Source organism: Gottschalkiaceae bacterium SANA (assembly GCA_036323355.1).
Taxonomy (GTDB): Bacteria; Bacillota; Clostridia; order Tissierellales; family GPF-1; genus GPF-1.
Map to the genome: position 1 here is coordinate 1394575 of AP028876.1, position 25858 is coordinate 1420432.

The window sequence follows — 25858 nt, forward strand, 5'->3', positions numbered from 1 at the left end:
CGAATGGTGAAAACAAAGCAAGCGATTATCAAGAGAAGAGAAAAATTATTGAAGCATCTGAAACCGGGTACCTTGGCGTTGCTATTTTCGGGACGAGCACCTTATCGTTCGGCTGATGCGAAATACCCATTTCACGTGAATCGGAATTTTTATTATCTGACAGGGGTTGATCGAGAGAATTTTGTTTTGTATCTTTATAAGTCGCCAAAGGGAGAAATCTGCGAGCAAATATTTCTAGAAGAATTGAATCCAGAGATGGAGAAGTGGACAGGGTTTCGTATGAAGCCTGAGGAAGCGAGTGCAATTAGTGGAATTGAGAAAACTGGATTCGTTTCTGATCTTCAAAATCAGGTATTTCGCTTGATGGCTGGATTTCAAGTGACATCTTTGGCTTTGGATTTAGAGCGCCCATCCTGGGAGTTTGCTGGCTATGAGGCCCATCGCTTTTTAGAAAATGTACAACCAAAATACCCACAAATCCCTTTATATGATCTGTCGCCGTATTTTGCTGAAAGGCGAATGATCAAAGATGAGATGGAAATTCAAGCACTTAGAAAGGCGATTGCCATCACAGAGAAAGGCTTGGATCGCGTACTGGATCGTTTGAAACCCGGTCTTATGGAATATGAGGTACAGGCTGCTTTTGAATCAACCGTGATGGAAAATGGAAGCTGTCCGGCATTTTCGACGATCGCTGTTGGAGGCGAGAATGCGGTGGTCTTGCACTATGAAGACAATAATAAGAAATTAAATGATGGCGAGTGTATTCTTTTGGATTTGGGGGCGGACTGGAGTAAATACTCTGCGGATATTTCAAGAACCTATCCCGTAAATGGACGTTTTTCTGAGCGACAAAGAGCAGTTTACGAGGCGGTGTTGGATACCTTGAAGACCGTTACGGCAGCCGTGAAACCTGGAAAAACCCTGATGAATCTACAGAATCTTTCCAAGGAAATATTGGGCGGGCATTTGAAGGCATTGGGTTTGATTGAAAGGGAAGACGAAATTATAAAATATTATTATCATGGGATTGGCCATCACTTGGGGTTGGATACCCACGATGCCTTTCATCGAGGCCTTGAACTTAAACCGGGTATGGTGATTACTGTAGAGCCGGGGCTTTATATCAAGGAATGGGGCGTTGGAGTTCGCATTGAAGATGACGTCTTGGTCACGGAAACGGGTTACGAGGTCTTGTCAGCTTCCATTATCAGGGAAGCGGATGAGATTGAAGCACGCATGAATCATAATTCCATGAGTTAAAAAACAATGCGAGCATGCAAGTTTTTGTTGCTTGCACAATTGTACAAAGAAGCCGGGCTGTTGAAGAAATTCTTCAATAGCCCGGCTTCTTTATTTATACTTCGTCACAAGGAAAGACGATTCCTGCTTGTTTTCGGCATTGGGTGATCACTTCGTGGACCGCTAGACTGGTTTCGAAAGGTACCTTGCTTGATTCGATCTCTCCCGCCTCGACGCGGTTGATCATTTCTGAGATTTCATAGTAGAAATTTTCTTTTTTTGGAACACTTAGTACTGTGCGTTCCTTTGTTTTTCGATCAATAAAGGTTACTATTGTTGGCATGCTAGGAATATCGAAGGTCAGTATTCCATTCTCTCCGCAGATCTCACATTGGTTTTCTGTATCACTGGCCTTGGAATAGGACAAGGTAACGGGGAAGTCATCATAAACGAGAATGCTAGTTCCCGATACATCGGCACCGGTATCCAAGAGAGAGCAGGCACTCAGCACAGTATTGGGTTTGCCCCAAAGTCCGACACAGTCGGCGAAAACATAAACGCCTAGATCCATAATGGCACCATTGGCTAATTCTCGGCGGAAGGTGGTAGGATTCTCACCCCGTAGATAGGCATCGTAGCGAGAGGAGTACTTGGAAAAGTTAAAGGTAGCCTGATGGATTCTGCCAAGTTTCGGCAGGTTTTCCTTAAGTATTTGAAAATTTGGGTTGTAGAGAGGAATTAAGCCTTCCTGCAAATAGGTTTGATTCTTTTTGGCGCAGGCGATCATGGATTGAACTTCCGTAAGATTGCCAGCTAAAGGTTTTTCACAGAAGGTTGGAATTTTTCGTGACAAAAAGTATTGGCTAACTTCTAGATGCAGACCATTGGGGACGGCAATGTAAACGGCGTCAATTAGGTTTGATTCTGCCATCTCTACGTAAGAATCAAAGGCGTTGGGGATTTCATATTTCTCAGCAAAGGCTTTTGCATTTTCCATTTTTCGACTGCAAACGGCAACCACTTGGCAAGCGTCCACCTCCGCTGCTCCATTCATAAAAAAGTCTGATACAAAATTGGTTCCAATTACGCCAAATTTCATGCTTCTTCTCCTCCTTGGTTTTTCCATTGGATGATGACACCCGTATATGTGTTTTTTTGATGCATCAGTCCCCAATAGCCTGTCATGGCCTCTTCTGGCGGCAATACATGGCTGATGAAATGCGAGACATTGATTTTTTTCTTGATTAGTAGTCCTGATAGATAGGTGAGACTTCTGGTGATGCTAAGTCGGGACCCTTCTTGTTCTTGATAAGGATAGCGTCGATTAAAAGAACCGCGCACCGTTAGCATTTTTCGGTGAATCATATTTAAGTAAGGTGTAACATCGGTTGTAAAGGGGGTCCGCGGTGATCCTAAAAGCAAAACCTGCCCATTTTTGGCCGCCACTTGAAAACTTGAAAGGATGCAGGCGGACAAACCGGTTGCATCAACCACGATGTCGGCACCCTGCTGGTTGGTATGGGCCATGATTGAGTCAATCTGCTCTGCAGGCGGGCAATCGAGGGTAGCTGTAACGCCCATGGTCTTTGCCAAATCGCATCGCTCTTTGACGGGATCAACAGCGAGTACATCAACGCCCATTTCCTGATAGAGGAGAGAGAGGATGAGGCCTAAGGTTCCAAGACCAAAAACGACGACTTGGTCGCCTAGTTTTACTTCTGCCGGCAAGATGCCGTTCATAGCGATCCAGCACATCATGAGAAAGGCACCCTCCTCATCGCTAAGTGCAGGGTCTAATGGAAACAGAATGCCGCCATCACTTTTGGTATAGTCATAAAGTTTAAAACTGGCATGGGGACCACTGAAAAGAACTCGGTCGCCAACTTGAACATGGGACAAATCATTGCCTTTCGCTTGAATGGTGCCAACGGAACAGTATCCAGGATATACCGGATAAGTAGCGCCAGCCTTGAGTCCGAATACGCGAGATAATTCCGTGCCGGGACTAATTAGGGATATGGCGGTTTCGATTAGACATTCAGTTCCCTGTAAGGATTCCGGATAAATTTCTCGTTCAACAAGGGAAACATCTTCGATTCCGTTGATGATAATTTCTTTGGCAATCATTTGTATTTCTCCTTTCTATAAACTGATATTGGTATATACAACATATCATCTTGAAGTTGATATGTCAACATGATAGGATAGGCCACAAGAGAGAGGTGAGTACGATGTCAAATCAAACAATCGCGAAATACCAAACTATTAAAGAAGCGATAAAAAAACAGATTGAAAGAGGAGAATTGCGGGAAGGAGACCGTCTTCCTTCGGATGCGCAATTTTGCCAAACCTATCAGGTGAGCCGGATTACGGTCACCAGAGCGATTCATGATTTGGTTGCGGAAGGCTTGTTGTATCGGATTCGCGGGAAAGGCACCTTTGTCAAAGATGAAGTCATTACGGAAGGTGTTTTAAAGTTGTCGGGATTTACGGAACGGATGCGACAGCAAAATCTTGATTTGCAGACGCAATTGATTAAAAGAGATTGGGTGCTTATCCCGGAGAAAATGGCTACATATTTTGGGTTGAATCCTGATCTTATGGTTATTCGGCTCAAGAGGATGCGAATTGTTAATGGGAAACCCTTCTGCCTGAGTGTTTCCTATTTGATGCCCGACGTTTTTTATTGGGTCTTAGTGGAGGACATGGAGGTGGAATCGCTTTATGATTGCTTGGAGCATAAATACGCATTGAAACTTGGGGATGGTCAACAAAGGATTCAAGTTGATTATTTGATCGATCAAGACGCCAAGCTATTTTCCATGGATCAAGATCAACCATTTTTGAAACTTTCACTATATTGTTTTTTAACCGATGGTCGTCCGGCACAATTTGAAGAAAGCTTTTATGTAGGAAGTCGATATGTTTATGAAATGCAATTGAAGAGAGAAATGACAAAGCCTTAGAGGAAAAGAAGCAGATCCTCTAAGGCTTTTTTATTCTTGTTTTTGCAGATCAAGAAAAACTTGATCCAACTTGTAAAAAGATTCATTTGCTTGAGCAAGTTTAACAGAATCCGTCTCGGCAAAGGCTGTGGCCATAAAAGTAAAGGTTTTTGATAGATCAACAAAGTAAGTTGCCAAGGGATCTAGCAAAGGATGTTCAACGCCATTTTCTTTGATTGCGTTCGTTTGTTCAAACAAGTCTAGATAAGACGCAGAAAGGTGAATGAGAAATTCACTTCGCTCCTGTGGTGAAAGCTCGTCTTTCATCATCGCCGAATAGGTTTGTTTCAAAGCCTGATCTTGACGAAGAAGCGGTCGAATTGGCTGATCTTTGTCGACAGGATTAAAAGCTGGGGTGGCAAGTCCGAATCCGATTACCACAAGAAGAAGCAAGAGAAGCGCAATACCTTGTATTTTTTTTGTCATGAATGCCTCCTGATTTGTTACAATAGAATTAGGTTTAGTGTACCATAAAATGTGAAAGGTGGCGAGGACGTGAAGCGGCCATGCGTCTGGGTTTCTTTGTCAGCGATTTTGGGGATATTAATGGGAGTTGCATTCCAAGCAGAGCCTTGGATTCTGTGGGTGATTTGTGCGCTGGCGATTGCTAGTTGGACCATCCTTCCTAGCAAGAGTAATCGGTTTACATGTATGAAACGGGTGATTAACCGTTGGCAGATCCTAATTCTGTGTGGAGTGCTGCTCTTTTTTTTCCTTCGTGTATCTCAGGAGATGGATCAACGTACGCTGCTGATTCCCCAGGAACTGAATGGGGCAGCGGGGCGTGTGGTTTCTAGAGATGCAAGCGGTATGGATTTGCGTCTTGAAACCCCTGAAGAGTGGAAGAAGATTCAGGTACGAATTTGGACGGATGTTCCTCAACCTAGAGGGACAATCTTGCGGGTTTCTGGTCGTGTTGAACCCTATCAGCGGGCGGCGAATCCTGGTGGTCGTGATGAATTTCTTTGGGCGGCGTCTCAAGACTTATTATATGAAGGAAATCGATTAAAGGTGGTGAAGGTGTCTTGTCCGCCGCCTTCCCTGGAAAGCAAACTAAGAAGCGCGATCACACGTGATTTTCCTCAAGAAATTCAGGGATTGGCAACAGCCTTGCTCTTAGGGGATCGGGCAGATTTGGATGTGGAGCAACGAGAATCGATGCGCGCTCTTGGATTGAGCCATCTATTTGCGATCTCTGGATTTCATTTTGCTCTGCTGATGTTTTTCTTACGGGGAATGATTAAACGCTTGGGCGCGAGTCCTTGGCTTTCCAATGGGATTGGTTTGATTTTGCTTTGGATGTATGGAACCATTATTGGATTTCCTATTTCTGCTTTACGCGCTCTGGTTCTGATGAGTTTCATATTTGGCGGGGAGTTGACACATTTGCGGGTAGACCGGATTAATCTTCTTTTTGCAGCGGTCTTTGTTCTTCTTTTGGTGGAACCTTTTTCGATCTATTCTTTGGGTTTTCAGCTTTCGGTTGTGGCGACTCTTTCTTTACTGGTTTTACCAAGGTGGATTCAAGCCATTTGCTTTCCACGCACCCCGATTTTAGGACGTTGGCTCTCACCGATTTTAGCGGTGCAGGTGGGGGTGTTGCCCTTGTTGATGAGGGGGTTTGGGGAGGTGTCTCTCTTTGTTTTCTTTGGGAATTTAGTATTGGCACCCCTTTTTGTTGGTGTGCTGGGCATTTTGTTTTTTTGGGCGGGTTCGGTGGTGGTATTTTCTGGAGTATGGATTGCACCCTTGACAGTTTGGGTGATTTCTAGCTGGCTTGCAATTGTTGAATTCTGTTCAGCATCTTTTTTGACCTTGTTACCTGTACTTCAACCTTCCTGGTGGTCGATAGCGGGCTATTATTTTTTGTTGGTTTTCTTTTATCAGGTTTCTGTGGGAAAAATCGCCTTTTCTTTGGATCAGGGACGGCGGATATTTGCTGCCCTGATCTTTGCTCTTGTCTTAGGATTTTTCTATCCGATTCCCATACGCCTATGGGTCTTGGATGTTGGACAAGGAGATGCGATTCTTTTAACAGCTAAGAATCAATCGGTCTTATGGGATGCGGGAGGAACGCCGTTTTCTGATTGGGAAGTGGGGCGTAATCGGGTGGAGCCTGCCTTAGACGCTCTTGGAATTCGTCAGCTGGATTGGGGAATTGTGACACATTTTGATGCGGATCATGTGGAAGGTATGGTAGAATTGGTTGAGGATCACCGGGTCAAACGGCTTGTAATTGGTCCTCATCAGACGGATAATGCATGGGTGGAACCTTTGCGGCATGTGACTGCTAATGTTCCTGTACTTTCTTTGAAGAAAGAATTAACGTTGGGACGGGGACGTGCTGTGGATATTCGCTTGCATGCACCACGCCTTCATCAAAAGGAAAATGACAATTCGATTTTAAGTCGAATTCGAATGAATGGAACGAGGGTATTGTTGACGGGGGACATGGAAGCGGATAAGGAGAGAGAATGGCTGAAAAAATTGGATGTAAGGGCAGAGCTTCTCAAGGTCGCTCATCATGGATCAAACACGTCAACAACGGATGCATTTTTAGATCAAGTGAATCCGGAGATTGCCTTGATTTCCGTAGGGAAGAATACATATGGACATCCGTCACCGGCTGTGGTGAAACGATTAGAAAATCGAGATATTGAAATGTATAGAACGGATCAAGAGGGCGCATTGGAAGTGCAGTTTACTCGAGACGGATATTGTGTGATTCCGTTTCGCCAGGGGCGGATCTCGTTCATGCAGTGGTGGTTGTCACGTTGGCGCCTGTGGTGTTGGTGGGGGCTTGCAATTTTGATGAGCATTGGCATAAGAGTATGGAAGACAGAGGAGAAACTATGAGTTATCAAGTGGTGATGAAACAAATCAAAGCGGGGAATCCATTACCGGTTATGGTCTTTTATGGAGAGGAACGCTTTTTAATGGATTGGTCTTTGGAACAATTGGAAATTGCTGTCATTGGCAAAGAGAATTTGGCTTTTAATCGAATCCGATTGGACGGAAAGACCTGTACGGAAGCGGAGATTGTGGATCAATGTGAAACCTTTTCTTTCTTTGCGCAAAAAAAGATGGTAATTGTTGATGATTATGAAGCCTTGACAACTAAGGGAAAGGGTAAACTTGCCCGGCTTGAGGCTTATGCTGCGGCACCGGCTTCTGAAACCATTCTGATCTTTCTGTATCGGGAGGGGAAACCTGATGGCCGTAAAGCCTGTGTAAAAACGATTAAAAAAAATGGTGGTATTCTTGAGTTTGCAAGAATCGATCGCAAAGCTCTGATGGGATGGATCACAAAACGGGTTCAGGCGGGGAAATGCCGTATTACACCGGATGCTATGGAAGCGCTGATTTCCATGACGGGTTATCTGGATCGCAACAGTGAGTGGACCCTCTATGATATGGAAAACGAAGTGAATAAGCTTTTGGATTATGGAGATCGAAAGAGATGGATTACCTTAGAAGAGGTGGAAGCAGTTGGGATTCGTGGTTTGGAGAATGATGTATTTCGTATGGTGGACGCCATTACAAGAAATCAGCCAAAGTTGGTCTTCCTTCTGGTTCACGATCTCTTGGAGAGCGGAGAGGCGGTTGAAAAGATTCTTTATATGATTGCCCGACAGTTTCGTTTATTGGCCTTGGCGAAACTCCATCTTGCCAAGGGCTATGGTCCTTCGGAATTGGCCAAGCGTATGAAGGTGCAGCCTTTTGTGGCCAAGCGGCTTGTGGCTCAAGCAACTCCGGTGACGCAAAAAGCCTTGGATACTCATCTTGAACAATGTATTGATGCGGATCAGGCTATTAAAACGGGACAGGACCGCAACCTGACGTTAGAGATGCTTTTGGCGCAATTGGTGAGCAAATAGCGTATAAAAAAAGAAGCTTCCAAGTGGAAGCTTCTTTATGCATTATCATCTATGCCAATGTGTTTAGTCTTCGGTGAAGTCGACCAACTTTACGAGAAGAAGTTTCTTTTTTGAATACACCTTTAGAAGTAGCTTTGTCAATTGTTGATTCAACATCATGTAACAACGCTTTTGCTTCTTCAGTATTTCCAGCCTCAAGAGCCAGTTCGAACTTTTTAATTAGTCCTTTGACTTCGGTTTTTCGACTACGGTTTATCGCCGTTTTTGTTTGAGTAACTAAAACACGTTTTTTCGCAGATTTGATATTTGCCATGGATTTTCACCTCCCTGATTAAAACAACACTCGTAATTATACTATGAAGTAGTAGAAAAAGCAAGCGGTCAGTGGTATAATTTAAAGGTGCCATTTTAGAAAGAAATAGGAGTTCGATGGAGGAGTAAATGAATCGACAGCAACATATAAGAAACTTTTCGATTATTGCGCATATCGACCATGGGAAGTCTACCCTGGCGGATCGCTTGATAGAAGAAACAGGTATGTTAACTCAACGTGAAATGCAAAATCAAATTTTAGATAGTATGGATTTAGAGCGGGAGCGTGGGATCACCATTAAGCTAAATGCAACCCGTCTAGTGTATAAGGCGGATGACGGGGATGAATATGTATTGAACTTAATTGATACCCCAGGTCACGTCGACTTCCATTATGAAGTATCTCGATCCTTAGCTGCCTGTGAAGGGGCACTTTTGGTGGTGGATGCCGCTCAGGGAATTGAAGCACAGACTTTGGCGAATGTCTATTTGGCTTTGGAACAGGACCTAGAGATTGTCCCTGTGATAAACAAGATTGATCTACCAAGCGCAAGACCAGAAGAGATCAAGCAAGAAATTGAGGATGTAATTGGCTTGGATTGTGAAGAGGCACCCTTGGTTTCTGCTAAAGCGGGATTGAATATCAGAGACGTGTTAGAATCTTTGGTTAAAAATGTGCCAGCACCAACTGGAGATGAAGGCGCACCTCTTAAGGCTTTGATCTTTGACTCTTATTACGACAGCTACAAAGGTGTTGTTGTGGATATCCGCGTGATGGATGGTGCGGTGAAACGGGGCGACAAGATTTTGATGATGGCAACTGATACTGAATTAGAAGTGACGGAAGTGGGTGTATTTACGCCAAGCATGACACCGATTGATGAATTGAAGGCCGGTGACGTTGGGTATTTAGCAGCCAGCATCAAAGAGGTTCGCTTGGCACAAGTGGGCGATACCATTACGGAAGCGGAACGTCCGACTGCGGAGGCTTTGCCAGGCTATAAAAAAGCAACGTCCATGGTATTCTGTGGAATCTATCCGGCTGAGGGTGAGGATTATAACAATGTACGCGATGCCCTAGAAAAATTACAGGTTAATGATGCGGCACTATCCTTTGAACCAGAAACATCAGTTGCCTTGGGATTTGGATTTCGATGTGGATTTTTGGGTCTTTTACATCTAGAAATTATTCAGGAACGTTTGGAGCGTGAGTTTGACCTAAATTTGGTAACGACCGCACCGAGTGTTATTTACCGTCTTACTTTGACTTCGGGCGAGGTGGTTGAGATTCAAAATCCAACAAACTTCCCCGAGACAACCTTGATTGAAACGATGGAAGAACCCATTGTCGAAGTTAATATCATGTCGCCGACGGATTTTGTCGGACCGATTATGGATTTATGTCAGACACGACGGGCTGTCTTTAAGGATATGGAGTATCTGGAAGAGACTCGTGTGATGATTCATTATGATATGCCTTTGAATGAAGTGATCTACGATTTCTTCGATGCCTTAAAATCTCGTACCAAGGGCTATGCGTCTATGGATTATGAGATGAAGGGGTATCAGGTGTCAAAATTGGTACGGTTGGATATGTTGATCAATGGAGAATTGGTGGATGCTTTTTCCATTATTGTTCATGAAGAGACAGCCTATCAACGCGCGCGTCAGATTGCGGAACGTTTGAGGGAAGTGATTCCTCGTCATCAATTTACCGTGCCGATTCAGGCGACCATTGGTAGCAAGGTAATTGCTCGGGAGACGATTCGTGCCTTGCGCAAAGATGTCTTGGCCAAGTGTTACGGTGGCGATATTTCACGAAAGAAGAAGTTGTTGTCGAAACAAAAGGAAGGCAAGAAACGAATGCGCCAAGTTGGATCCGTATCGGTTCCACAGGAAGCATTCTTAGCAGTATTGAAATTTGATAGCTCGAAAAAATAGAAGAAAGGTCCGATTTGGACCTTTTTTCCGTGAAAGAAGGGAAGAAACATGAAAAAACAAAGAATGGCTATTTATGTGCATATTCCATTTTGTGTTCGAAAATGCCGATATTGTGATTTTCTTTCTTTTCCGTGGGATTCCGTTAAGGCTGAAGTGTATGTGGCGGATCTTTTGAAGGAAATCGGTCAGGCAGATTGGTCTCGTGTAGAATATATTGAAAGCATATTTATCGGCGGAGGAACGCCAAGTTTGCTGGCAGCTTCTGTAATTGGAGAAATTCTGGAAACGATTTTCGCGAAAGCACCCCTATCGAGGGATTGTGAGATTTCTATGGAGGCGAACCCGGGAACGGTGGATCTTAAACAGTTAAAAGCCTTGCGGAAATTTGGGATCAACCGGATCAGCTTGGGGGCACAGTGTTTCCAACCGGAAATCTTAAAAAAGTTGGGCCGAATACATGATGACAAGACCATTGAAAAGACAGCGAGAGATGTGGTTGAGGCAGGGTTTTCAAATTGGAATCTCGACTTGATGTTTGATCTGCCAGGCCAGGGGATTGAAGACGTAGAAGAGAGTATTAGGCGCGCTATTGCCCTTTCTCCAACACATCTTTCCTATTATAGCCTGATTGTTGAATCTGGAACGCCCTTCTATGAAGAATGGGAAGAAGGTCGTTTGCCGATGGCGACGGAGGAAGGGAACCGAGCCCTCTATCATCACGGACGGCGATTGATGGAAGCGGCTGGTTATCATCAGTATGAAATTTCGAACTTTGCAAAGAGAGGAAAGGCGTGCAGGCAGAACCTTGCTTATTGGCGGCGTCGCCCGTATCTTGGGTTTGGATTGGGTGCGGCTTCTATGGAAGAAAATTCTCGCTACATCAACCCTCGTGACTTTCAAATCTATCACAGTCGGATCAGCCAAGGTGCGATGGTGAGAGAATTGGAAGAAAGCATGGGGGTTCAAGAAGCCTTATCGGAGGCGATGATCTTAGGTCTTCGTTTGACCCATGGAATTTCCATGGCTGAATTAATTGGAAAATTTGGATCAGAAGTGGACTCGATTCGACCATTGATTATCGAGCAGCAGCGCCTGGGCTTGCTCATTCCTGGTGAAGAGCGGATTGCTTTGACGGAAGCGGGGATGGATTTGGCCAATCAAGTAATGATAAATTTTTTGTAAAGTGTATTGACAAGGGTTTTGAATAGTGGTAATTTAAGTACAGAAGGTGTTAGCACTCCTCTCGAATGAGTGCTAACAATAGAAAAGGAGGGCTGAGATGAAGAACGATGAACGAAAGTTGATGATCCTTCAAGCGATTATTCTGAATTATATTTCGAATCCAGAACCTGTCGGGTCAAGAACCATTCAAAAAAAGTATGACCTTGGTGTCAGTCCTGCGACGATTCGAAATGAAATGTCTGACTTGGAGGAATTGGGATTGTTGATTCAACCTCATACTTCAGCCGGACGAATTCCTTCGGATAAAGCTTTTCGCCTTTATGTAGATCGGTTGATGGATTTACAGCAGATTGCTTTTGCACAACAGCGAAGCATTCATAATTCTCTTCTGAACGATTTGTCAGAAGTAGAAAAAATTGTTGAGAATAGTGCCAAACTATTGAGTCAATTGACCGAGTATACGACCTTTGCCATTTCGCCGAAGATTGAGCAGGATACTCTGAAGCGAATCCGATTGATCCCGGTCGATGGGACAAAAACTTTGGTGGTTTTGATCACCGTTGGAGGTATTGTTAAAGATTTTATTATCCGCAACGAGTCGAATATCGAGGAAAATCAATTAAACTTGATTTCTGAATTTTTGACAGAAAAGCTGGAGAATACACCGATCTATCAATTGGGCTATATTATCGATAATGTATTAATGGATGAGTTGGAGAGTATGCGGTTTTCTGCAAGATCCCTTTTGCCCATGATCAATAATACCCTTTCAGAAATTAATGATACAAAGATTTTTGCCAATGGGGTTTTGAATATTTTTAATTTCCCTGATTATCAGGATTTTGATCGTGCGCAATCACTTGTGAAGTTTATGCAGACCAAGGGAAATGTTAAAGATATGTTATTGAATTCTGGCGGAGCGGGAGATGTGCGAATTACCATTGGGAGAGAAAATCTTTACGATGTTTTGAAGGCGTGTACCATGATTACAGCAACTTATACATTGAAAGGACAAACCGTTGGAAAATTGGCCCTTGTCGGCCCAACGAATATGGATTATGGGAAAATTATTCCCTTGATGCGATCTGTAGCAAGAGAGGTCAATGAAATTTTGGCTGAGTATTATGAAACATAAGAAAGAGGTGGATGGCTTGACAGAAGAGTTGAAGAAAGAAGAAGTAGAACGAGAGGAAGACGCGGTAGAGCCGGAGGACGAAACCCTGGAAGAACCGTTAGAAGAAGAAGCGGGTGTTGAGGACGAGAAAGAGGATGAATTGAAGACGACGAAAAAGAAATTGGAAGAGATGAATGAACGGTACTTGCGCGTTCAGGCAGAATATGCCAATTATCGAAATCGAACAGAGCGTGAGAAGTCAGACATTCATCAGCGAGCTGGCGAGTCTATTGTGAAGAATCTCTTGGAAGTAAAAGACAATTTTGAACGTGCTCTTTCATCGGTAACCGATGAAGAAAAGGAATTGAGTTTTTATCAAGGCGTTGAAATGGTTGCCAATCAATTTGGTGAAATCTTAGGGGATAATGGTCTGAAAGAGATTGAAGCCATGGGAAGTCCATTTGATCCAAATCGGCATCAAGCTGTGATGCAAATGGCAGATGAAGAAGCAGAACCCAATCACGTAATCCAAGTCTTACAAAAAGGCTATCAATATGGAGAAAAAGTATTGCGACCTAGTATGGTGGTCGTTTCAAAACAGAAGGAGGAAGAATAATCATGGGAAAAATTATTGGTATTGATTTAGGAACAACAAACTCGTGCGTATCAGTTATGGAGGGTGGCTCACCTGTTGTCATTCCAAACGCAGAAGGAAATAGAACAACACCATCAATCGTTGCATTCGCAAAAGATGGGGAAAGACTGGTTGGAGAAACTGCAAAGAACCAAGCAATTACAAATCCAGACCGCACGATTGCTTCAATCAAGCGTGAAATGGGATCTGATTTTCATGTAAAGATTGATGACAAGAACTATTCTCCACAAGAAATCTCGGCGATGGTTTTAATGAAAATGAAAAAAGATGCTGAGGCATATTTGGGTGAAACAGTTACGGAAGCAGTGATTACCGTACCTGCATACTTTACTGACAGCCAGCGTCAAGCGACAAAAGACGCGGGACGAATTGCCGGTTTGGAAGTAAAGAGAATTATTAACGAGCCGACTGCGGCTTCATTAGCATATGGAATGGATAAAGAAGACGAGCATCAAACCATAATGGTATTTGACTTGGGCGGCGGTACATTCGACGTATCTGTTTTGGAATTAGGAGATGGCGTATTCGAAGTATTGGCTACAAAAGGCGATAACCATTTGGGTGGTGACGACTTTGATGAAGCGGTAATTAATTATTTGGCTGATCAATTTAAAAAAGATAATGGTATTGATCTTCGTGTTGACAAAATGAGTCTTCAACGTTTGAAAGATGCGGCAGAAAAAGCGAAGAAGGAATTGTCTTCTAAAATTCAAACCAATATTAATCTTCCCTTTATTACAGCCAATGCATCAGGACCTTTGCATATGAATATTGACTTGTCTCGTGCGAAATTCAATGAATTGACAGCACATTTGGTTGAACGTACGGTAGGACCGACTAAAAATGCTTTGAAAGATGCTGGCGTTTCAGCGAGTGAAATTGATCGCGTGATCTTGGTTGGTGGGTCGACAAGAACACCTGCTGTTCAAGAAGCGGTGAAAAACATTACAGGCAAAGAACCGACCAAGGGTGTTAATCCGGATGAGGTTGTTGCTTTGGGCGCTGCTATTCAAGGTGGCGTATTGAGCGGCGATGTTAAAGACGTCTTGTTATTGGATGTTACACCATTGTCATTGGGTATCGAGACTTTGGGCGGTGTAAGCACAATCTTGATTGAGAGAAACACAACAATTCCAACAAAGAAAAGCCAAGTCTTCTCTACAGCGGCAGACAGCCAAACGGCTGTAGATATTCATGTTGTTCAGGGCGAACGTAAATTTGCCAATGATAATGTGACTTTGGGTCGCTTCCAATTAGATGGAATTGCACCGGCGCAACGTGGTATTCCTCAAATTGAAGTTGGTTTTGATATTGATGCCAACGGTATTGTAAGTGTAACAGCGAAGGACCTGGGAACAGGAAAAGAGCAGCATATTACCATTACGGCTTCTACGAATCTTTCTGATGACGACATTAAGAAAAAAGTAGAGGAAGCTGAGAAATTTTCAAAAGAAGATGAGCTGAAAAAAGAAAAGGTTGAGGTTCGAAATAATGCCGATGCTTTGATCTATCAAACTGAAAAAGCAGTTACTGATTTGGGTGACAAAGTGACTGAAGAAGAGAAGACAGAGATTGATGCCAAGAAAGAAGATTTGAAGAAAGCTTTGGAATCTGATAATGTTGAGGATATCAAAGCGAAATCAGAAGCCCTTTCTCAAGCGTTCTACAAGGTGTCTGAGAAAATGTATCAACAAGCTGCGCAAGAACAACAAGCACAGCAAGGAGATGCAGGTGCTGATGCAGCTGAAGGAAATGATGATGTTGTTGACGCGGACTACGAAGTTGTAGACGACGAATAGAAAAACAGATTGAATCCGTCCCCAGGGGGGGCGGAATTTGATCTGCATTGGAAAGGGGTAATACTATGGCACAACGGGATTATTACGAAATCCTCGGTGTAGATCGTTCTGCGGACGAGAAACAGTTAAAAAGTTCATATCGCAAACTCGCAAAGAAATACCACCCGGATTTAAATCCCGACGATAAAGAGGCTGAGGCCAATTTTAAAGAGATCAATGAAGCATACGAGGTATTAAGCGACACGGATAAACGTGCACGTTATGATCGATTTGGACATGCTGGCGTAAATGGTCAAGGCGGCCCTGGTGCAGGTGGTGGCCAAGGCGGATTTGAAGATATCTTTGGAGATATTTTTGGCGATATGTTCGGCGGGGGATTTTCTGGCGGTAGACGTCAGCAACGAACTGGACCTAGAAAAGGTGCGGATCTTCGTTATCGTATAACCATCGAATTCGAAGAAGCGGCATTTGGTGTGGAAAAAGAAATCAAAATAACAAAAAATGATTCCTGCCATGTATGTGGTGGTACCGGTGCAAAAAAAGGAACAAAAAAGCGTACCTGTCCGACTTGTCATGGTACTGGAACCATGCAACAGGTTCAAAATACGCCATTTGGTCAGTTTGCGACCCAGGCGACGTGTACCACTTGTCGGGGAACCGGCAGTATTATTGATGATCCTTGCGACAATTGTCATGGTGGAGGGATTGAACGAAAGACACAAAAGCTGAAGATTAAGATCCCGGCTGGAGTCGATAATGGTTCTGTGATTCCTCTTCGAGGACAAGGAGAACCAGGCACGCACGGTGGACCAAAAGGCGATTTGTATGTGCAATTGCAGGTGCAACCTCATAAGATCTTTGAGCGTGATGGTGATGACCTTCATTTGGAATACCCAATCAACTTTGTACAGGCAGCCTTAGGTGATGAAGTCAATGTGCCAACCCTTGAAGGAAAAGTGAAGTACACGATACCTGAAGGAACGCAGACGGGCACGATCTTTCGTTTGCGTGGCAAGGGGATTCAAAATGTCAATGGACGCGGCAAAGGCAATCTGTATGTTCATGTACATATCGAAGTGCCAAAACGATTGTCCAAACAGCAGAAGGAAGCCTTGAGAAATTTTGGAGACTTGACGGATGACTCGGTTTACGACAAGAAAAAAGGATTTTTTGAAAAACTAAAAGAAGCATTTGAATAGACCAAAGGACCGTGATTCTCAAATCGGAGGATTGCGGTCTTTTTGGGTATGGGGAATCGTTCTTCAAAAAGAATTCATTGGCTTATGGGTTTTGACAGGGATGATAGAATAGGATAGCAGGTAATGAATGGAGGGAACACAATGAATTGGACGGAAATAACCCTGCGATGTGCTGTGGGCAGCGAGGAAATCGCCAGTGAATGGTTGCGGGAAATGGGATCAGAGAGTTTGGTGATTCAGGACGCAAGAGATGTGGAGTCTTTGAGGAGTGAGGATGCCAATTTTGATGGATTGACGGACCTTCAACCGCAAGAAACACTTCAGGGCATCGTTGTGATTCAGGCCTTTTTTGAGGGCGATTGCAGGGACGAAAAGCGGCAGGATTTGATTCGACGTCAAGAGGAAATGGTTCAAAGGGAGTCTGGGTTTGCAGATGTAAGCTTTGCGGTTTCTTTGATTGAAGACCAAGATTGGAATCAAGCATTCAAATCATCCATTGAAGCCTTTCGGATTGGTGAGAAATTTTGGATTCGCCCCACTTGGGATGAAACTGAAGAAAACACATCGGATTTGGTCATTACCATTGATCCAGGCATGGCATTTGGAACTGGCACTCACGAAACAACGACCTTGTGTATAGAAGGGTTGGAAACAATCCTAGAAACAGGAGAACGCGTTTTGGATATGGGAACTGGAACTGGAATTTTAACAATTGCGGCATGTCTATTGGGTGCAAGCCAGGTTGTGGGTATTGATATAGATGAACAGGCCATACGAATTGCCAAGGAAAATTGCCAAGCCAATGGTGTGATGGAACAGGTCATGATTACGAGTCGTTCTGTATCACAGGTGATTCAAGAACCTGTAGATGGTATTGTTGTAAATATTGTTGCTGAGATCATTGAAACGGTATTGGATGAGTTGGATCAAGCGCTTCGACCCGGTGGTTGGATCGTTGCTTCGGGGATTTTGGCAAGTAAGAGAGACAAAATGTTGAATCTTTGGAAAGCCAAGGGAATGACCCTGATGGGCGGTAGTATCATGGGGGAATGGTGCTCTTTGATTTTGAGAAAGGAGTAGCTATGCATCAGTTTTTTATTGAATCGACCATAGCGAAACCCAGCAAGGTTTGGATTGAGGGTGAAGATGCCCATCATATTGAGCGGGTTCTTCGCATGCGTATTGGAGAAGAAGTTTTGATCGTAATCAATCGAGAAAGCCAGTGGCTTGGGGAGATTGATTTAATACAGGAAGGACGGGTTGAAGTCCGGTTGATCGCTCAACAGGACCGATCTGCAATTCGGACGATCCGCCTTATTCTTTATCAAGGCCTACCGAAATCGGATAAGATGGATTGGATTGTACAAAAGGCGACTGAATTGGGTGTCATGGAAATCTGCCCGGTTCAGATGAAGCGATCGGTATCTCGTATTGACAAAGCGGACAAGGCCGAGAAAAAGCAGAAGCGTTGGCAACGAATTGCCGATCAAGCGGCCAAACAATCGAAGCGGGTAACGATTCCTGATGTGAAAATGCCCATGGGATTTTCTGAAATGCTAAAAGTGATTCCTGAGGATGTACAAGTCTTGGTCGCTTATGAAGACGAGAAGAAACAGGGATTGCATACCCAGTTGCAAGTCTTGGATCGAACAAAGCCCATTGCCATTGTTATCGGCCCTGAGGGAGGCTTTGAAGTCGATGAAATTCAGCTGCTGCGGGATCGGGGTGCTGCTATTGTTGGTTTGGGTCCTCGGATCTTGAGAACCGAAACGGCGAGTCTTGCTTTTATCGCGATCTTGCAATACGAATGCGGAGACTTTGTATAAAAACTTGACTCTATTTTGTGAATTCATATTGACTTGTTGTTGATGCAAGGCGACATAGATAGACTTAATTGTAAGACAAAATAGAAAAAGTGAGTTGGTATAATCAAAAAAAGCGGTTCTTACGCTTATACAGAGCTGGATCTAGGAGGAATGTACGTGCAAAAACGAGTAGCGTTTCATACGCTGGGATGCAAGGTAAACCAGTATGAAACAGAAAGTATGAAAGAATTATTTGAATGCGCCGACTATCAAGTGGTTAGCGATCAAGAAATGGCAGACATTTATGTGATCAATACCTGTACGGTAACCAAGCTGAGCGACCGAAAGAGTCGACAGTTCATTCGCCGCGCCAAGCGGAAAAATCCCGATGCAAAGGTTGTTGCTGTGGGTTGTTATGTGCAAGTGGCTGAAGATGAAGTGGCAGCTATTGAGGAAATTGATCTTCTTTTGGGAACTGGCCACAAGCAAGAAATTGTTCAAGAGGTAGAAAAACTGACTGGCAAGGGTCTTCGATCTGTGGTTACAGATGTGATGAAACCCCATGCTTATGAAGGAATGACGATTGAAACGCTAGACGAGAAAACACGAGCTTTTGTGAAGATTCAAGACGGCTGCAATCAATTTTGCACCTACTGCATCATTCCATATGCCCGAGGTGCTATTCGAAGCCGCAAGTCTAGCGATGTAATTGAAGAACTAAAGCGATTGATTGCTGCGGGATATGAGGAAATTGTCCTTACAGGCATTCACCTCGCTTCTTATGGTTTGGATTTACAGGAGAAGGGTGCGTTGATTAATTTGATTGAGGAAGCGGATCAATTGCCGGGACTTCGCCGTTTGAGAATAGGCTCTCTAGAACCTAAATGGGTGACGGAGGACGTGGCACGACGATTGGGGAAATTAAAAACCATGACACCGCATTTTCATCTTTCTTTGCAGAGTGGATCTGACTCGGTGCTGGCGCGTATGAATCGCCGATATACCACGACTGAGTTTTCCAAAGCTGTGCGCCTCCTTCGCGAGAGTATTGAGGCACCGAGATTCACAACAGATTTAATTGTTGGCTTTCCGGGAGAAACGGAGTCTGAGTTTGTAGAAACCATGGCATATGTAGAAAATATTCGATTTGCAGATATCCATGTTTTCCCATATTCACCGAGAGAAGGAACGCCAGCTGCGGGATTTGCGGATCAAATTGATGGAACGATCAAGGCGGAACGCGCAAAAATCTTGTCGGCGAAGGTCAACTCCCTTCGGGAAGAAATCTTTCAAACCTATCTAAATACATCGAAGGAAGTCTTGCTCGAGAAGCAATGGCTGCCGGATGGTTCTCGATTAGGCCACTTGGCTGATTACACCCCAGTGGCTGTTTTAAACACCAATCCTGGTGACCTGTGGGTAAAGGTGAGAATAAAACGGGCAGATGCGCAACGTCTTTACGGAAGTGTAGAATCTTAGTGGAAAGGCTTTCCTTTTTGTTGGAATTCGGTGTATAATGAGAAAATAGGGAGGTGAAACCATGGATGATTGTATTTTTTGCAAGATTGCAAATCATGAAATTCCTACGGAAGTATTATACGAAGACGAACAAGTCTTGGCTTTTCGTGATCTCAATCCGCAAGCTCCGGTTCATTTTCTTGTGATCCCTAAGATCCATATCGAAAGTGTCAACGCATTGGATGACTCTACTTTTCCAGTGATACAGGCGGTTTTTAAAGCCGTTCAGATCTTGGCAAAAGAATTGAAATTTGATGCCGCAGGCTACCGGGTGGTAACCAATTGCGGAGTTGACGGGGGACAAACTGTTGCTCATTTGCATTATCATGTTTTGGCAGGTAGAAATTTAGCGTGGCCTCCTGGTTAAAGGGGTTGAATTTCTTCAAATAATCATGTATAATAATTGAGTGCCTAATCTCTATCCCATGAGAATGGGGGATCCAGAGGGGAGTGAACAAAATGTCGGAAATCCGAGTCGGTCAAAATGAATCTATCGATAACGCCCTGAAGCGCTTCAAACGAGACTGCGCAAAAAGCGGTGTGCTTTCTGAAGTTCGTAAACGCGAACATTACGAAAAGCCGAGTGTAAAACGCAAGAAGAAGGCGGAAGCAGCACGTAGAAAAGCGAAGAAGAAGAACAAATAGTCGAGGTGAGTTGATTGACCTTAAAAGAGAAGTTAATGGAAGACTTGAAGTCTGCAATGCGAAACAAGGAAAAGCGTCGTAAAGACACGATCACCATGTTGCGCGCAGCCGTCAAACAAAGAGAAGTAGACGAACGCATTGAACTAGCGGACGAGGATGTCTTGGCGATTGTTGGAAAGCAAGTCAAACAAAAGCGCGAATCGATCAAAGAGTTTCAAAAGGCAGCACGGATTGATTTAGTAGAGCAAGCTGAAGAGGAGATTGAAATCCTTATGGTTTATCTACCGGAGCAATTGACAGAAGACGAAATTGATGAGATTGTGCGTGAAGCAATTGTTCAAACCGGAGCCGCATCCATGCGTGATATGGGCCGGATTATGGGCGTTGTTATGCCGAAGGTTAAAGGCAAAGCCGATGGTAGCCTAATTAGCCAGAGTGCAAAAAAACTGTTAAATCAGTAGTAGAAACCTGAATGGATTCCATTCAGGTTTTTTTATACCATATACACGGAGTTTGAGATTCGATATAATGGAGATAGTTGTTCAGAAGGAGGAAAAGATGGGAGAAGTTACCGATCTGCTGATTCCCGTAGAAGACCCTGGATTTATTGAAAAGCTCTTTGGAAACTATGAAAAAAATGCAAAAATACTAGAAAAGACTTTGGATATTAATTTGCGTGTTGGAGATGGAGAAGTTCGCATCGTGGGAGAGGCTGATCCTGTTCGCATTGGAGAAAAAGCCTTACGTTATTTGATGAAAACTACGGAACAGAAAGCACCGATCCATGCGCAGGAAGTGCGATATGCGATTCATCTTTCCATGCAAAAGGGAAATGTGGATCCTAAGGTCTTGTTGCATCATGTTGTTACGCGGACCTATGCGGGGCGCACCATCAAGCCAAAAACAATTGGACAAAAAACCTATCTGCAGTCTATTCAGGATCACGATGTGGTCTTTGGCATTGGACCGGCAGGAACGGGTAAAACATATTTGGCGGTAGCCAGCGCGGTTCAAGATCTTAGGGACGGCGTGGTGCATAAAATTATTCTGACTCGGCCGGCTGTTGAGGCTGGGGAACGATTGGGATTTTTGCCTGGAGATTTACAGGACAAAGTGGATCCGTATTTACGACCTTTGAACGATGCCCTTTTTGAAATTTTAGGACCCGATATGATCCTAAAACACAAGGAAAAGGGATTGATAGAAATCGCTCCTTTGGCCTATATGCGGGGAAGAACCTTGGATAATGCATTTGTGATTTTGGATGAGGCGCAAAATACGACACCGGAGCAGATGAAGATGTTTTTAACACGCCTGGGTTTTGGATCCAAGGCGATCATTACCGGTGATATTACACAGATCGATTTGCCAGAAAAGAAAAAATCGGGATTGAAGCAGGCGATTTCAATATTAGAGCAGGTGAAGGGCGTTGATTTTGTGTTTTTTTCCAAGCATGATATTGTGCGTCATAAATTGGTGAGGCGCATCATTGAAGCATATGAAAACTATGAAACAAAAAAATGAAGGAGGAACTCGATGGAATTGTGGATAGACGATCGACAATTGATTCATCCGGTCGATGAAACCCTAATGAAAGAAGTAGAACGGGCTGTGAAAATGGCCTTGCAAACAGAGAGAAACAGTCTGGATTACGAAGTGAGCGTATCCTTTGTCACCAATGAGGAGATCCATAAACTGAACCGTGAATACCGCGGCGTGGATCGTCCGACGGATGTGCTGTCTTTTCCACTGGATGAAGAAGATGAAGTCTTTGGTGAGATGGATGTTCTCTTGGGCGATATTGTAATCTCTATGGAGACTGCCATGGAACAGGCGAAAGAATTTGGTCATGGTTTGACGCGAGAAGTCGTCTATTTAACCGTACACAGCATGTTCCATTTGATGGGCTATGATCATGAGGCGGAAGAAGAGAAAGAAGTCATGCGTGAAAGAGAAAAGACTGTGCTCAAGGAGCTAGGGGTGTTTAAATGAAGCGGTTTCTTTTAGCCTTTGTTTACGCCTTATCGGGAATCCTGCGTGGGATCGTTGAAGAACGAAATCTGCGAATTCATTTTGTGGCTGGCGCTGTTGTACTGATAACTGCAGGCCTACAAGGATTGAGCGCAATTGCGATCTCGATCCTTGTTTTGACGATTGGATTTGTTATTGCCATGGAGCTTGTGAATACCGCCATTGAACGGACGGTTGATCTGGTTACCTTGGAACAGCATCCCTTAGCGGGCGCCGCTAAGGACTTGGCCGCGGGCGCTGTTTTAGTGTCGGCGATCACGGCTGCTGGTGTGGGATCGATTTTGTTCTACGATCGATTGCATATTGTTGCCTATGCTGGGATCCTGGCCTTTATGGCTGTATGGATCCTAATTGTAAGTTATTGGACAGTGAAGAAACAGGAGGATAAGAATGGGATTTAAGAGTGGGTATGTTGCCATTATCGGGCGACCCAATGTGGGAAAATCAACTTTGCTAAATGCATTGATGGGAGAAAAACTTGCCATCATTTCAGACAAGCCCCAAACAACGCGAAACCGCATTCAATGCGTATTTACAGACGATGATTCGCAGATTATATTTTTAGATACGCCAGGTATGCAAAAGGGAAGAAACAAGCTTGGTGACTATATGGAAAAAATAACACTGGACACGGTTAAGGATGTGGATGTGGTTCTGTGGCTTGTTGACGAGAGCACGAGTATGGGGAAATGGGATCAATTCTTATTGGAAGAATTAAAGAAACTAAAGAAAATACCCAAAATTGCGGTTTTGAATAAATCGGATTTATTGACGGCGGAAGAAGGGATTCGTCTCTACGAGAAATTTGTGGCGATGGATGTTTTTGCAGGAGTTTGTCCTCTTTCGGCGAAAGAAAATCATGGCGTCGATGAATTGATTAAAACGATTCAAGCTTTGTTGCCTGAAGGACCGCAGTATTTCCCTGAGGATACCATTACGGATCAGCCGGTACGGTTTATTGCCGCTGAGATCATCAGAGAAAAAGCCCTTCATTATTTGGATCAAGAAATACCTCATGGAATTGCAATCGAAATTAATGAGATGAAGCCAAGAAAAAAAGGCGAAATCATGTATGTGTCTGCAACGATTCATTGTGAGCGAGATAGCCATAAAGGTATTATTATTGGCAAGGGCGGTCGTAAGCTAAAGGGAATCGGAAAAGCAGCACGAATTGAAATTGAAAAACTATTGGGTACGCAAGTGCACCTGGAACTATGGGTGAAGGTATCTAAAGATTGGCGAGATAAAGAGAGTGCGGTTCGCCGCTTCGGTTATAAATAGGAGGCCATTGTGGTTGAGGAAGTCGAAGGGATTGTTATTCGCGAGGTGAAGTATCGGGATGCTGATCGAATTTTAACCTTGTATACCAAAGAGTATGGGCGAATCACGGCTTCCGCCAATGGAGCGAGGCGGATGAAGAGTCCCTTGCATGGGGTGACGCTACCATTTGTTCGGGGGGAGTATTCGATCTATTTTGGCCGCAAGATGAATCGTATTCAGAGCGGTCAGATCTTATCATCTCATTATGGAATTTCAGAGAATCTAGATCAACTGGCTTATGGACAATATCTGTTTGAATTGGTTGCTTTGACAACCCCGGAAGGGGAGAGCAATGAACGGGATTATGCTCTTTTGGCAAAGACCTTGGAAGTTTTAACCAAGGTGTCAGGTGGTGCTTTAAGAAGCTTAATTCATGCCTTTGAACTCAAGCATCTTGCCTTTTTAGGACTAAGACCACAACTAAGTGCTTGCGCTGTGTGTGGAAAGCAGGAATCAAATTTTCGATATTTTCATGCCCAGCACGGTGGAGCCATTTGCTCAGATTGCGTACGGAAGACGAGGGGAAGTATGCGAGTTTCCGAGTCTGTAATCCCAGCCATGCGTTTTTTGTTGATGACGAGTTTTGAAGAGATTATCGTACATCCGATTCCGGAACCCGAACTCAAACAAATTGAAACCTGTATTCTAGAATTTATATTTTTGCAAACAGATCGCCGGGATTTTCGTTCCCTGGCCTTTTTGCGTCAAATACAAGCATCCTCTTCTGATTGACAAGGCGTTGGGGTTTTGCTAAAGTAAACATAGTCTTCCTGTCGTAAACCAGCGATAGGAAAGAAAACGGAGGAATTAAAATGGCAGATGTAACAATGGAAAAGATTGTCTCATTATCGAAATCCCGAGGATTTGTATTTCCGGGTTCCGATATTTATGGTGGTTTGGCAAATACATGGGATTATGGTCCTTTGGGTGTTGAACTGAAAAACAATGTTAAAAAAATGTGGTGGAAGAAATTTATCCAAGAGTCTCCTTATAATGTAGGATTGGATGCCGCAATTTTGATGAACCCTCAAACATGGGTGGCATCAGGTCATGTTGGTGGTTTTGCGGATCCATTGATGGATTGCCGTGCTTGTAAGTCTCGTTTTCGAGCCGATCAATTGATTGAAGAATTTGCTGCAAAGAAAGGATTGGAACTGGAAGGTCCTGTGGATGCGTGGTCTAAAGAGCAGATGGAAGCATATATCGCAGACCAAGGTATTAAATGCCCTTCTTGTGGAAAAATTGATTTTACAAAAATCCGTCAATTCAATTTGATGTTTAAAACTTTCCAGGGTGTAACCGAAGATACGGCAAGTGAGATCTTCCTGCGACCGGAAACGGCACAAGGAATCTTTGTTAACTTTAAGAATGTTCAACGTGCATCGCGTTTGAAAATACCATTTGGAATCGGACAAGTCGGAAAATCGTTCAGAAATGAGATTACTCCTGGAAACTTTACCTTTAGAACCCGTGAATTCGAGCAGATGGAATTGGAATTTTTCTGCAAGCCGGGAACGGATTTAGAGTGGTTTGCATATTGGAAGCAATTTTGTATGGATTGGTTGAAAGAATTTGGCGTAGCGGAAGAAAAAATAAAATTCCGTGACCACGAAGAAGATGAACTTTCACATTATTCCAATGCGACTACAGATATTGAATATTTGTTCCCATTTGGCTGGGGTGAGTTGTGGGGCATTGCTGATCGTACAGATTACGACTTGAAACAACATATGGAAACATCAGGTTCTGATCTAAGATATCAGGATCCGATCACCAATGAAAAATATGTACCATATTGCATCGAGCCGTCTTTGGGGGCGGACCGTGTAACCCTAGCTTTCTTAATTGATGCCTATACGGAAGAAATTTTGGAAGATGGATCAACACGAAACTTGATGAAATTCCATCCAGCTTTAGCGCCGGTTAAGGCGACTGTATTGCCATTGTCGAAAAAATTGGGCGAAGGCGCGATGGAAGTTTATCGCTTATTGGCGAAATCGTTCAATACGCAATATGATGATGCTGGCAGCATCGGTAAGCGATATCGTCGAAATGACGAAATTGGTACACCGTTTTGCATCACCTTCGATTTTGACTCACAGGAAGATGGTGCGGTAACCGTACGTCATCGTGATACGATGGAGCAAGAACGAATACCTGTATCCGAGCTGGTTGCATACCTGCGAGAACGACTTGAATTTTAGGATAAATC

At 43.7% G+C, this 25858-nt stretch carries 26 protein-coding genes; 22 read left to right on the forward strand and 4 right to left on the reverse strand.

The window, feature by feature from the left end; genetic code table 11:
• The first annotated feature begins 3 nt into the window (after positions 1-3).
• Positions 4-1263, forward strand: coding sequence for an aminopeptidase P family protein (locus tag AC25CA_RS06555; protein WP_486816254.1), 1260 nt, complete (start codon positions 4-6; stop codon positions 1261-1263).
• 94 nt (positions 1264-1357) lie between these two features.
• Here the strand turns inward: AC25CA_RS06555 and AC25CA_RS06560 are convergent, their stop codons facing one another.
• On the reverse strand, positions 1358-2341 hold the full coding sequence (locus tag AC25CA_RS06560; protein ID WP_486816255.1) for a Gfo/Idh/MocA family protein: 984 nt from the start codon (positions 2339-2341) through the stop codon (positions 1358-1360).
• Positions 2338-3369 carry a zinc-binding dehydrogenase gene (locus AC25CA_RS06565; RefSeq protein ID WP_486816256.1) on the reverse strand — a complete coding sequence of 344 codons (1032 nt, stop codon included), beginning with the start codon at positions 3367-3369 and terminating at the stop codon, positions 2338-2340. Before AC25CA_RS06565 ends, AC25CA_RS06560 begins: the two co-directional genes overlap by 4 nt.
• Before the next feature lie 104 nt (positions 3370-3473).
• On the opposite strand from AC25CA_RS06565, the gene AC25CA_RS06570 reads away from it, so the two are divergent.
• Positions 3474-4208, forward strand: coding sequence for a GntR family transcriptional regulator (locus tag AC25CA_RS06570; protein WP_486816257.1), 735 nt, complete (start codon positions 3474-3476; stop codon positions 4206-4208).
• Between the two features lie 30 nt (positions 4209-4238).
• Here the strand turns inward: AC25CA_RS06570 and AC25CA_RS06575 are convergent, their stop codons facing one another.
• Positions 4239-4673, reverse strand: a complete 435-nt coding sequence (locus AC25CA_RS06575; protein WP_486816258.1) for a hypothetical protein — start codon at positions 4671-4673, stop codon at positions 4239-4241.
• 69 nt (positions 4674-4742) lie between these two features.
• On the opposite strand from AC25CA_RS06575, the gene AC25CA_RS06580 reads away from it, so the two are divergent.
• A complete protein-coding gene (locus AC25CA_RS06580) occupies positions 4743-7103 on the forward strand; it encodes a DNA internalization-related competence protein ComEC/Rec2 (RefSeq protein WP_486816259.1) in 2361 nt (786 codons plus the stop codon).
• Positions 7100-8125, forward strand: coding sequence for a DNA polymerase III subunit delta (holA, locus tag AC25CA_RS06585; protein WP_486816260.1), 1026 nt, complete (start codon positions 7100-7102; stop codon positions 8123-8125). Before AC25CA_RS06580 ends, holA begins: the two co-directional genes overlap by 4 nt.
• Positions 8126-8174: 49 nt before the next feature.
• Here holA and rpsT read toward each other — a convergent pair whose 3' ends face one another.
• Positions 8175-8438 carry a 30S ribosomal protein S20 gene (gene rpsT / locus AC25CA_RS06590; RefSeq protein ID WP_486816261.1) on the reverse strand — a complete coding sequence of 88 codons (264 nt, stop codon included), beginning with the start codon at positions 8436-8438 and terminating at the stop codon, positions 8175-8177.
• A gap of 128 nt (positions 8439-8566) precedes the next feature.
• Between rpsT and lepA the strand changes: the two genes are divergently transcribed.
• The 18 genes from lepA to AC25CA_RS06680 all read left to right on the forward strand — a co-directional run bounded on the left by lepA (position 8567) and on the right by AC25CA_RS06680 (position 25850).
• Positions 8567-10378, forward strand: a complete 1812-nt coding sequence (gene lepA / locus AC25CA_RS06595; RefSeq protein WP_486816262.1) for a translation elongation factor 4 — start codon at positions 8567-8569, stop codon at positions 10376-10378.
• 48 nt (positions 10379-10426) lie between these two features.
• Positions 10427-11560, forward strand: a complete 1134-nt coding sequence (gene hemW / locus AC25CA_RS06600) for a radical SAM family heme chaperone HemW (protein WP_486816263.1) — start codon at positions 10427-10429, stop codon at positions 11558-11560.
• Between the two features lie 97 nt (positions 11561-11657).
• Complete coding sequence (gene hrcA / locus AC25CA_RS06605) at positions 11658-12695, forward strand: heat-inducible transcriptional repressor HrcA (RefSeq protein ID WP_486816264.1); 1038 nt, start codon at positions 11658-11660, stop codon at positions 12693-12695.
• Positions 12664-13290, forward strand: a complete 627-nt coding sequence (gene grpE, locus AC25CA_RS06610; RefSeq protein WP_486816265.1) for a nucleotide exchange factor GrpE — start codon at positions 12664-12666, stop codon at positions 13288-13290. Before hrcA ends, grpE begins: the two co-directional genes overlap by 32 nt.
• Positions 13291-13292: 2 nt before the next feature.
• A complete protein-coding gene (gene dnaK, locus AC25CA_RS06615; RefSeq protein WP_486816266.1) occupies positions 13293-15128 on the forward strand; it encodes a molecular chaperone DnaK in 1836 nt (611 codons plus the stop codon).
• A 65-nt stretch (positions 15129-15193) separates the two neighbouring features.
• On the forward strand, positions 15194-16327 hold the full coding sequence (dnaJ, locus tag AC25CA_RS06620; RefSeq protein ID WP_486816267.1) for a molecular chaperone DnaJ: 1134 nt from the start codon (positions 15194-15196) through the stop codon (positions 16325-16327).
• Between the two features lie 141 nt (positions 16328-16468).
• Positions 16469-17407, forward strand: a complete 939-nt coding sequence (prmA, locus tag AC25CA_RS06625; protein ID WP_486816268.1) for a 50S ribosomal protein L11 methyltransferase — start codon at positions 16469-16471, stop codon at positions 17405-17407.
• A 2-nt stretch (positions 17408-17409) separates the two neighbouring features.
• Positions 17410-18153, forward strand: a complete 744-nt coding sequence (locus tag AC25CA_RS06630) for a 16S rRNA (uracil(1498)-N(3))-methyltransferase (RefSeq protein WP_486816269.1) — start codon at positions 17410-17412, stop codon at positions 18151-18153.
• 156 nt (positions 18154-18309) lie between these two features.
• Positions 18310-19611 (forward strand): tRNA (N(6)-L-threonylcarbamoyladenosine(37)-C(2))-methylthiotransferase MtaB, encoded by a 1302-nt coding sequence (gene mtaB, locus AC25CA_RS06635; protein ID WP_486816270.1) that lies wholly within the window; start codon positions 18310-18312, stop codon positions 19609-19611.
• A 61-nt stretch (positions 19612-19672) separates the two neighbouring features.
• Positions 19673-20017, forward strand: coding sequence for a histidine triad nucleotide-binding protein (locus AC25CA_RS06640; RefSeq protein WP_486816271.1), 345 nt, complete (start codon positions 19673-19675; stop codon positions 20015-20017).
• Positions 20018-20109: 92 nt separating this feature from the next.
• A complete protein-coding gene (rpsU, locus tag AC25CA_RS06645) occupies positions 20110-20295 on the forward strand; it encodes a 30S ribosomal protein S21 (protein ID WP_486816272.1) in 186 nt (61 codons plus the stop codon).
• A gap of 14 nt (positions 20296-20309) precedes the next feature.
• Positions 20310-20756 (forward strand): GatB/YqeY domain-containing protein, encoded by a 447-nt coding sequence (locus AC25CA_RS06650; RefSeq protein ID WP_486816273.1) that lies wholly within the window; start codon positions 20310-20312, stop codon positions 20754-20756.
• Between the two features lie 97 nt (positions 20757-20853).
• Positions 20854-21819, forward strand: coding sequence for a PhoH family protein (locus AC25CA_RS06655; protein ID WP_486816274.1), 966 nt, complete (start codon positions 20854-20856; stop codon positions 21817-21819).
• A 12-nt stretch (positions 21820-21831) separates the two neighbouring features.
• Positions 21832-22287, forward strand: a complete 456-nt coding sequence (ybeY, locus tag AC25CA_RS06660; RefSeq protein ID WP_486816275.1) for an rRNA maturation RNase YbeY — start codon at positions 21832-21834, stop codon at positions 22285-22287.
• Positions 22284-22727: a diacylglycerol kinase gene (locus AC25CA_RS06665; protein ID WP_486816276.1), complete on the forward strand. Its 444-nt coding sequence runs from the start codon at positions 22284-22286 to the stop codon at positions 22725-22727. The genes ybeY and AC25CA_RS06665 overlap by 4 nt, the downstream gene beginning before the upstream one ends.
• Positions 22717-23607 (forward strand): GTPase Era, encoded by an 891-nt coding sequence (gene era / locus AC25CA_RS06670; RefSeq protein WP_486816277.1) that lies wholly within the window; start codon positions 22717-22719, stop codon positions 23605-23607. Before AC25CA_RS06665 ends, era begins: the two co-directional genes overlap by 11 nt.
• Positions 23608-23616: 9 nt before the next feature.
• Entirely contained in the window at positions 23617-24378 is a 762-nt protein-coding gene (recO, locus tag AC25CA_RS06675; protein ID WP_486816278.1) for a DNA repair protein RecO, read from the forward strand.
• An 80-nt stretch (positions 24379-24458) separates the two neighbouring features.
• Positions 24459-25850 (forward strand): glycine--tRNA ligase, encoded by a 1392-nt coding sequence (locus tag AC25CA_RS06680; RefSeq protein ID WP_486816279.1) that lies wholly within the window; start codon positions 24459-24461, stop codon positions 25848-25850.
• The last annotated feature ends 8 nt before the right edge of the window (positions 25851-25858 follow it).

Bases quoted from the DNA above. Each gene is read 5' to 3' on its own strand.
- AC25CA_RS06555 (WP_486816254.1), top strand. From the start codon at position 4: ATGGTGAAAACAAAGCAAGCGATTATCAAGAGAAGAGAAAAATTATTG.
- AC25CA_RS06560 (WP_486816255.1), bottom strand. From the start codon at position 2,341: ATGAAATTTGGCGTAATTGGAACCAATTTTGTATCAGACTTTTTTATG.
- AC25CA_RS06565 (WP_486816256.1), bottom strand. From the start codon at position 3,369: ATGATTGCCAAAGAAATTATCATCAACGGAATCGAAGATGTTTCCCTT.
- AC25CA_RS06570 (WP_486816257.1), top strand. From the start codon at position 3,474: ATGTCAAATCAAACAATCGCGAAATACCAAACTATTAAAGAAGCGATA.
- AC25CA_RS06575 (WP_486816258.1), bottom strand. From the start codon at position 4,673: ATGACAAAAAAAATACAAGGTATTGCGCTTCTCTTGCTTCTTCTTGTG.
- holA (WP_486816260.1), top strand. From the start codon at position 7,100: ATGAGTTATCAAGTGGTGATGAAACAAATCAAAGCGGGGAATCCATTA.
- rpsT (WP_486816261.1), bottom strand. From the start codon at position 8,438: ATGGCAAATATCAAATCTGCGAAAAAACGTGTTTTAGTTACTCAAACA.
- lepA (WP_486816262.1), top strand. From the start codon at position 8,567: ATGAATCGACAGCAACATATAAGAAACTTTTCGATTATTGCGCATATC.
- hemW (WP_486816263.1), top strand. From the start codon at position 10,427: ATGAAAAAACAAAGAATGGCTATTTATGTGCATATTCCATTTTGTGTT.
- hrcA (WP_486816264.1), top strand. From the start codon at position 11,658: ATGAAGAACGATGAACGAAAGTTGATGATCCTTCAAGCGATTATTCTG.
- grpE (WP_486816265.1), top strand. From the start codon at position 12,664: ATGAAATTTTGGCTGAGTATTATGAAACATAAGAAAGAGGTGGATGGC.
- dnaK (WP_486816266.1), top strand. From the start codon at position 13,293: ATGGGAAAAATTATTGGTATTGATTTAGGAACAACAAACTCGTGCGTA.
- dnaJ (WP_486816267.1), top strand. From the start codon at position 15,194: ATGGCACAACGGGATTATTACGAAATCCTCGGTGTAGATCGTTCTGCG.
- prmA (WP_486816268.1), top strand. From the start codon at position 16,469: ATGAATTGGACGGAAATAACCCTGCGATGTGCTGTGGGCAGCGAGGAA.
- AC25CA_RS06630 (WP_486816269.1), top strand. From the start codon at position 17,410: ATGCATCAGTTTTTTATTGAATCGACCATAGCGAAACCCAGCAAGGTT.
- AC25CA_RS06640 (WP_486816271.1), top strand. From the start codon at position 19,673: ATGGATGATTGTATTTTTTGCAAGATTGCAAATCATGAAATTCCTACG.
- rpsU (WP_486816272.1), top strand. From the start codon at position 20,110: ATGTCGGAAATCCGAGTCGGTCAAAATGAATCTATCGATAACGCCCTG.
- AC25CA_RS06655 (WP_486816274.1), top strand. From the start codon at position 20,854: ATGGGAGAAGTTACCGATCTGCTGATTCCCGTAGAAGACCCTGGATTT.
- ybeY (WP_486816275.1), top strand. From the start codon at position 21,832: ATGGAATTGTGGATAGACGATCGACAATTGATTCATCCGGTCGATGAA.
- AC25CA_RS06665 (WP_486816276.1), top strand. From the start codon at position 22,284: ATGAAGCGGTTTCTTTTAGCCTTTGTTTACGCCTTATCGGGAATCCTG.
- era (WP_486816277.1), top strand. From the start codon at position 22,717: ATGGGATTTAAGAGTGGGTATGTTGCCATTATCGGGCGACCCAATGTG.
- AC25CA_RS06680 (WP_486816279.1), top strand. From the start codon at position 24,459: ATGGCAGATGTAACAATGGAAAAGATTGTCTCATTATCGAAATCCCGA.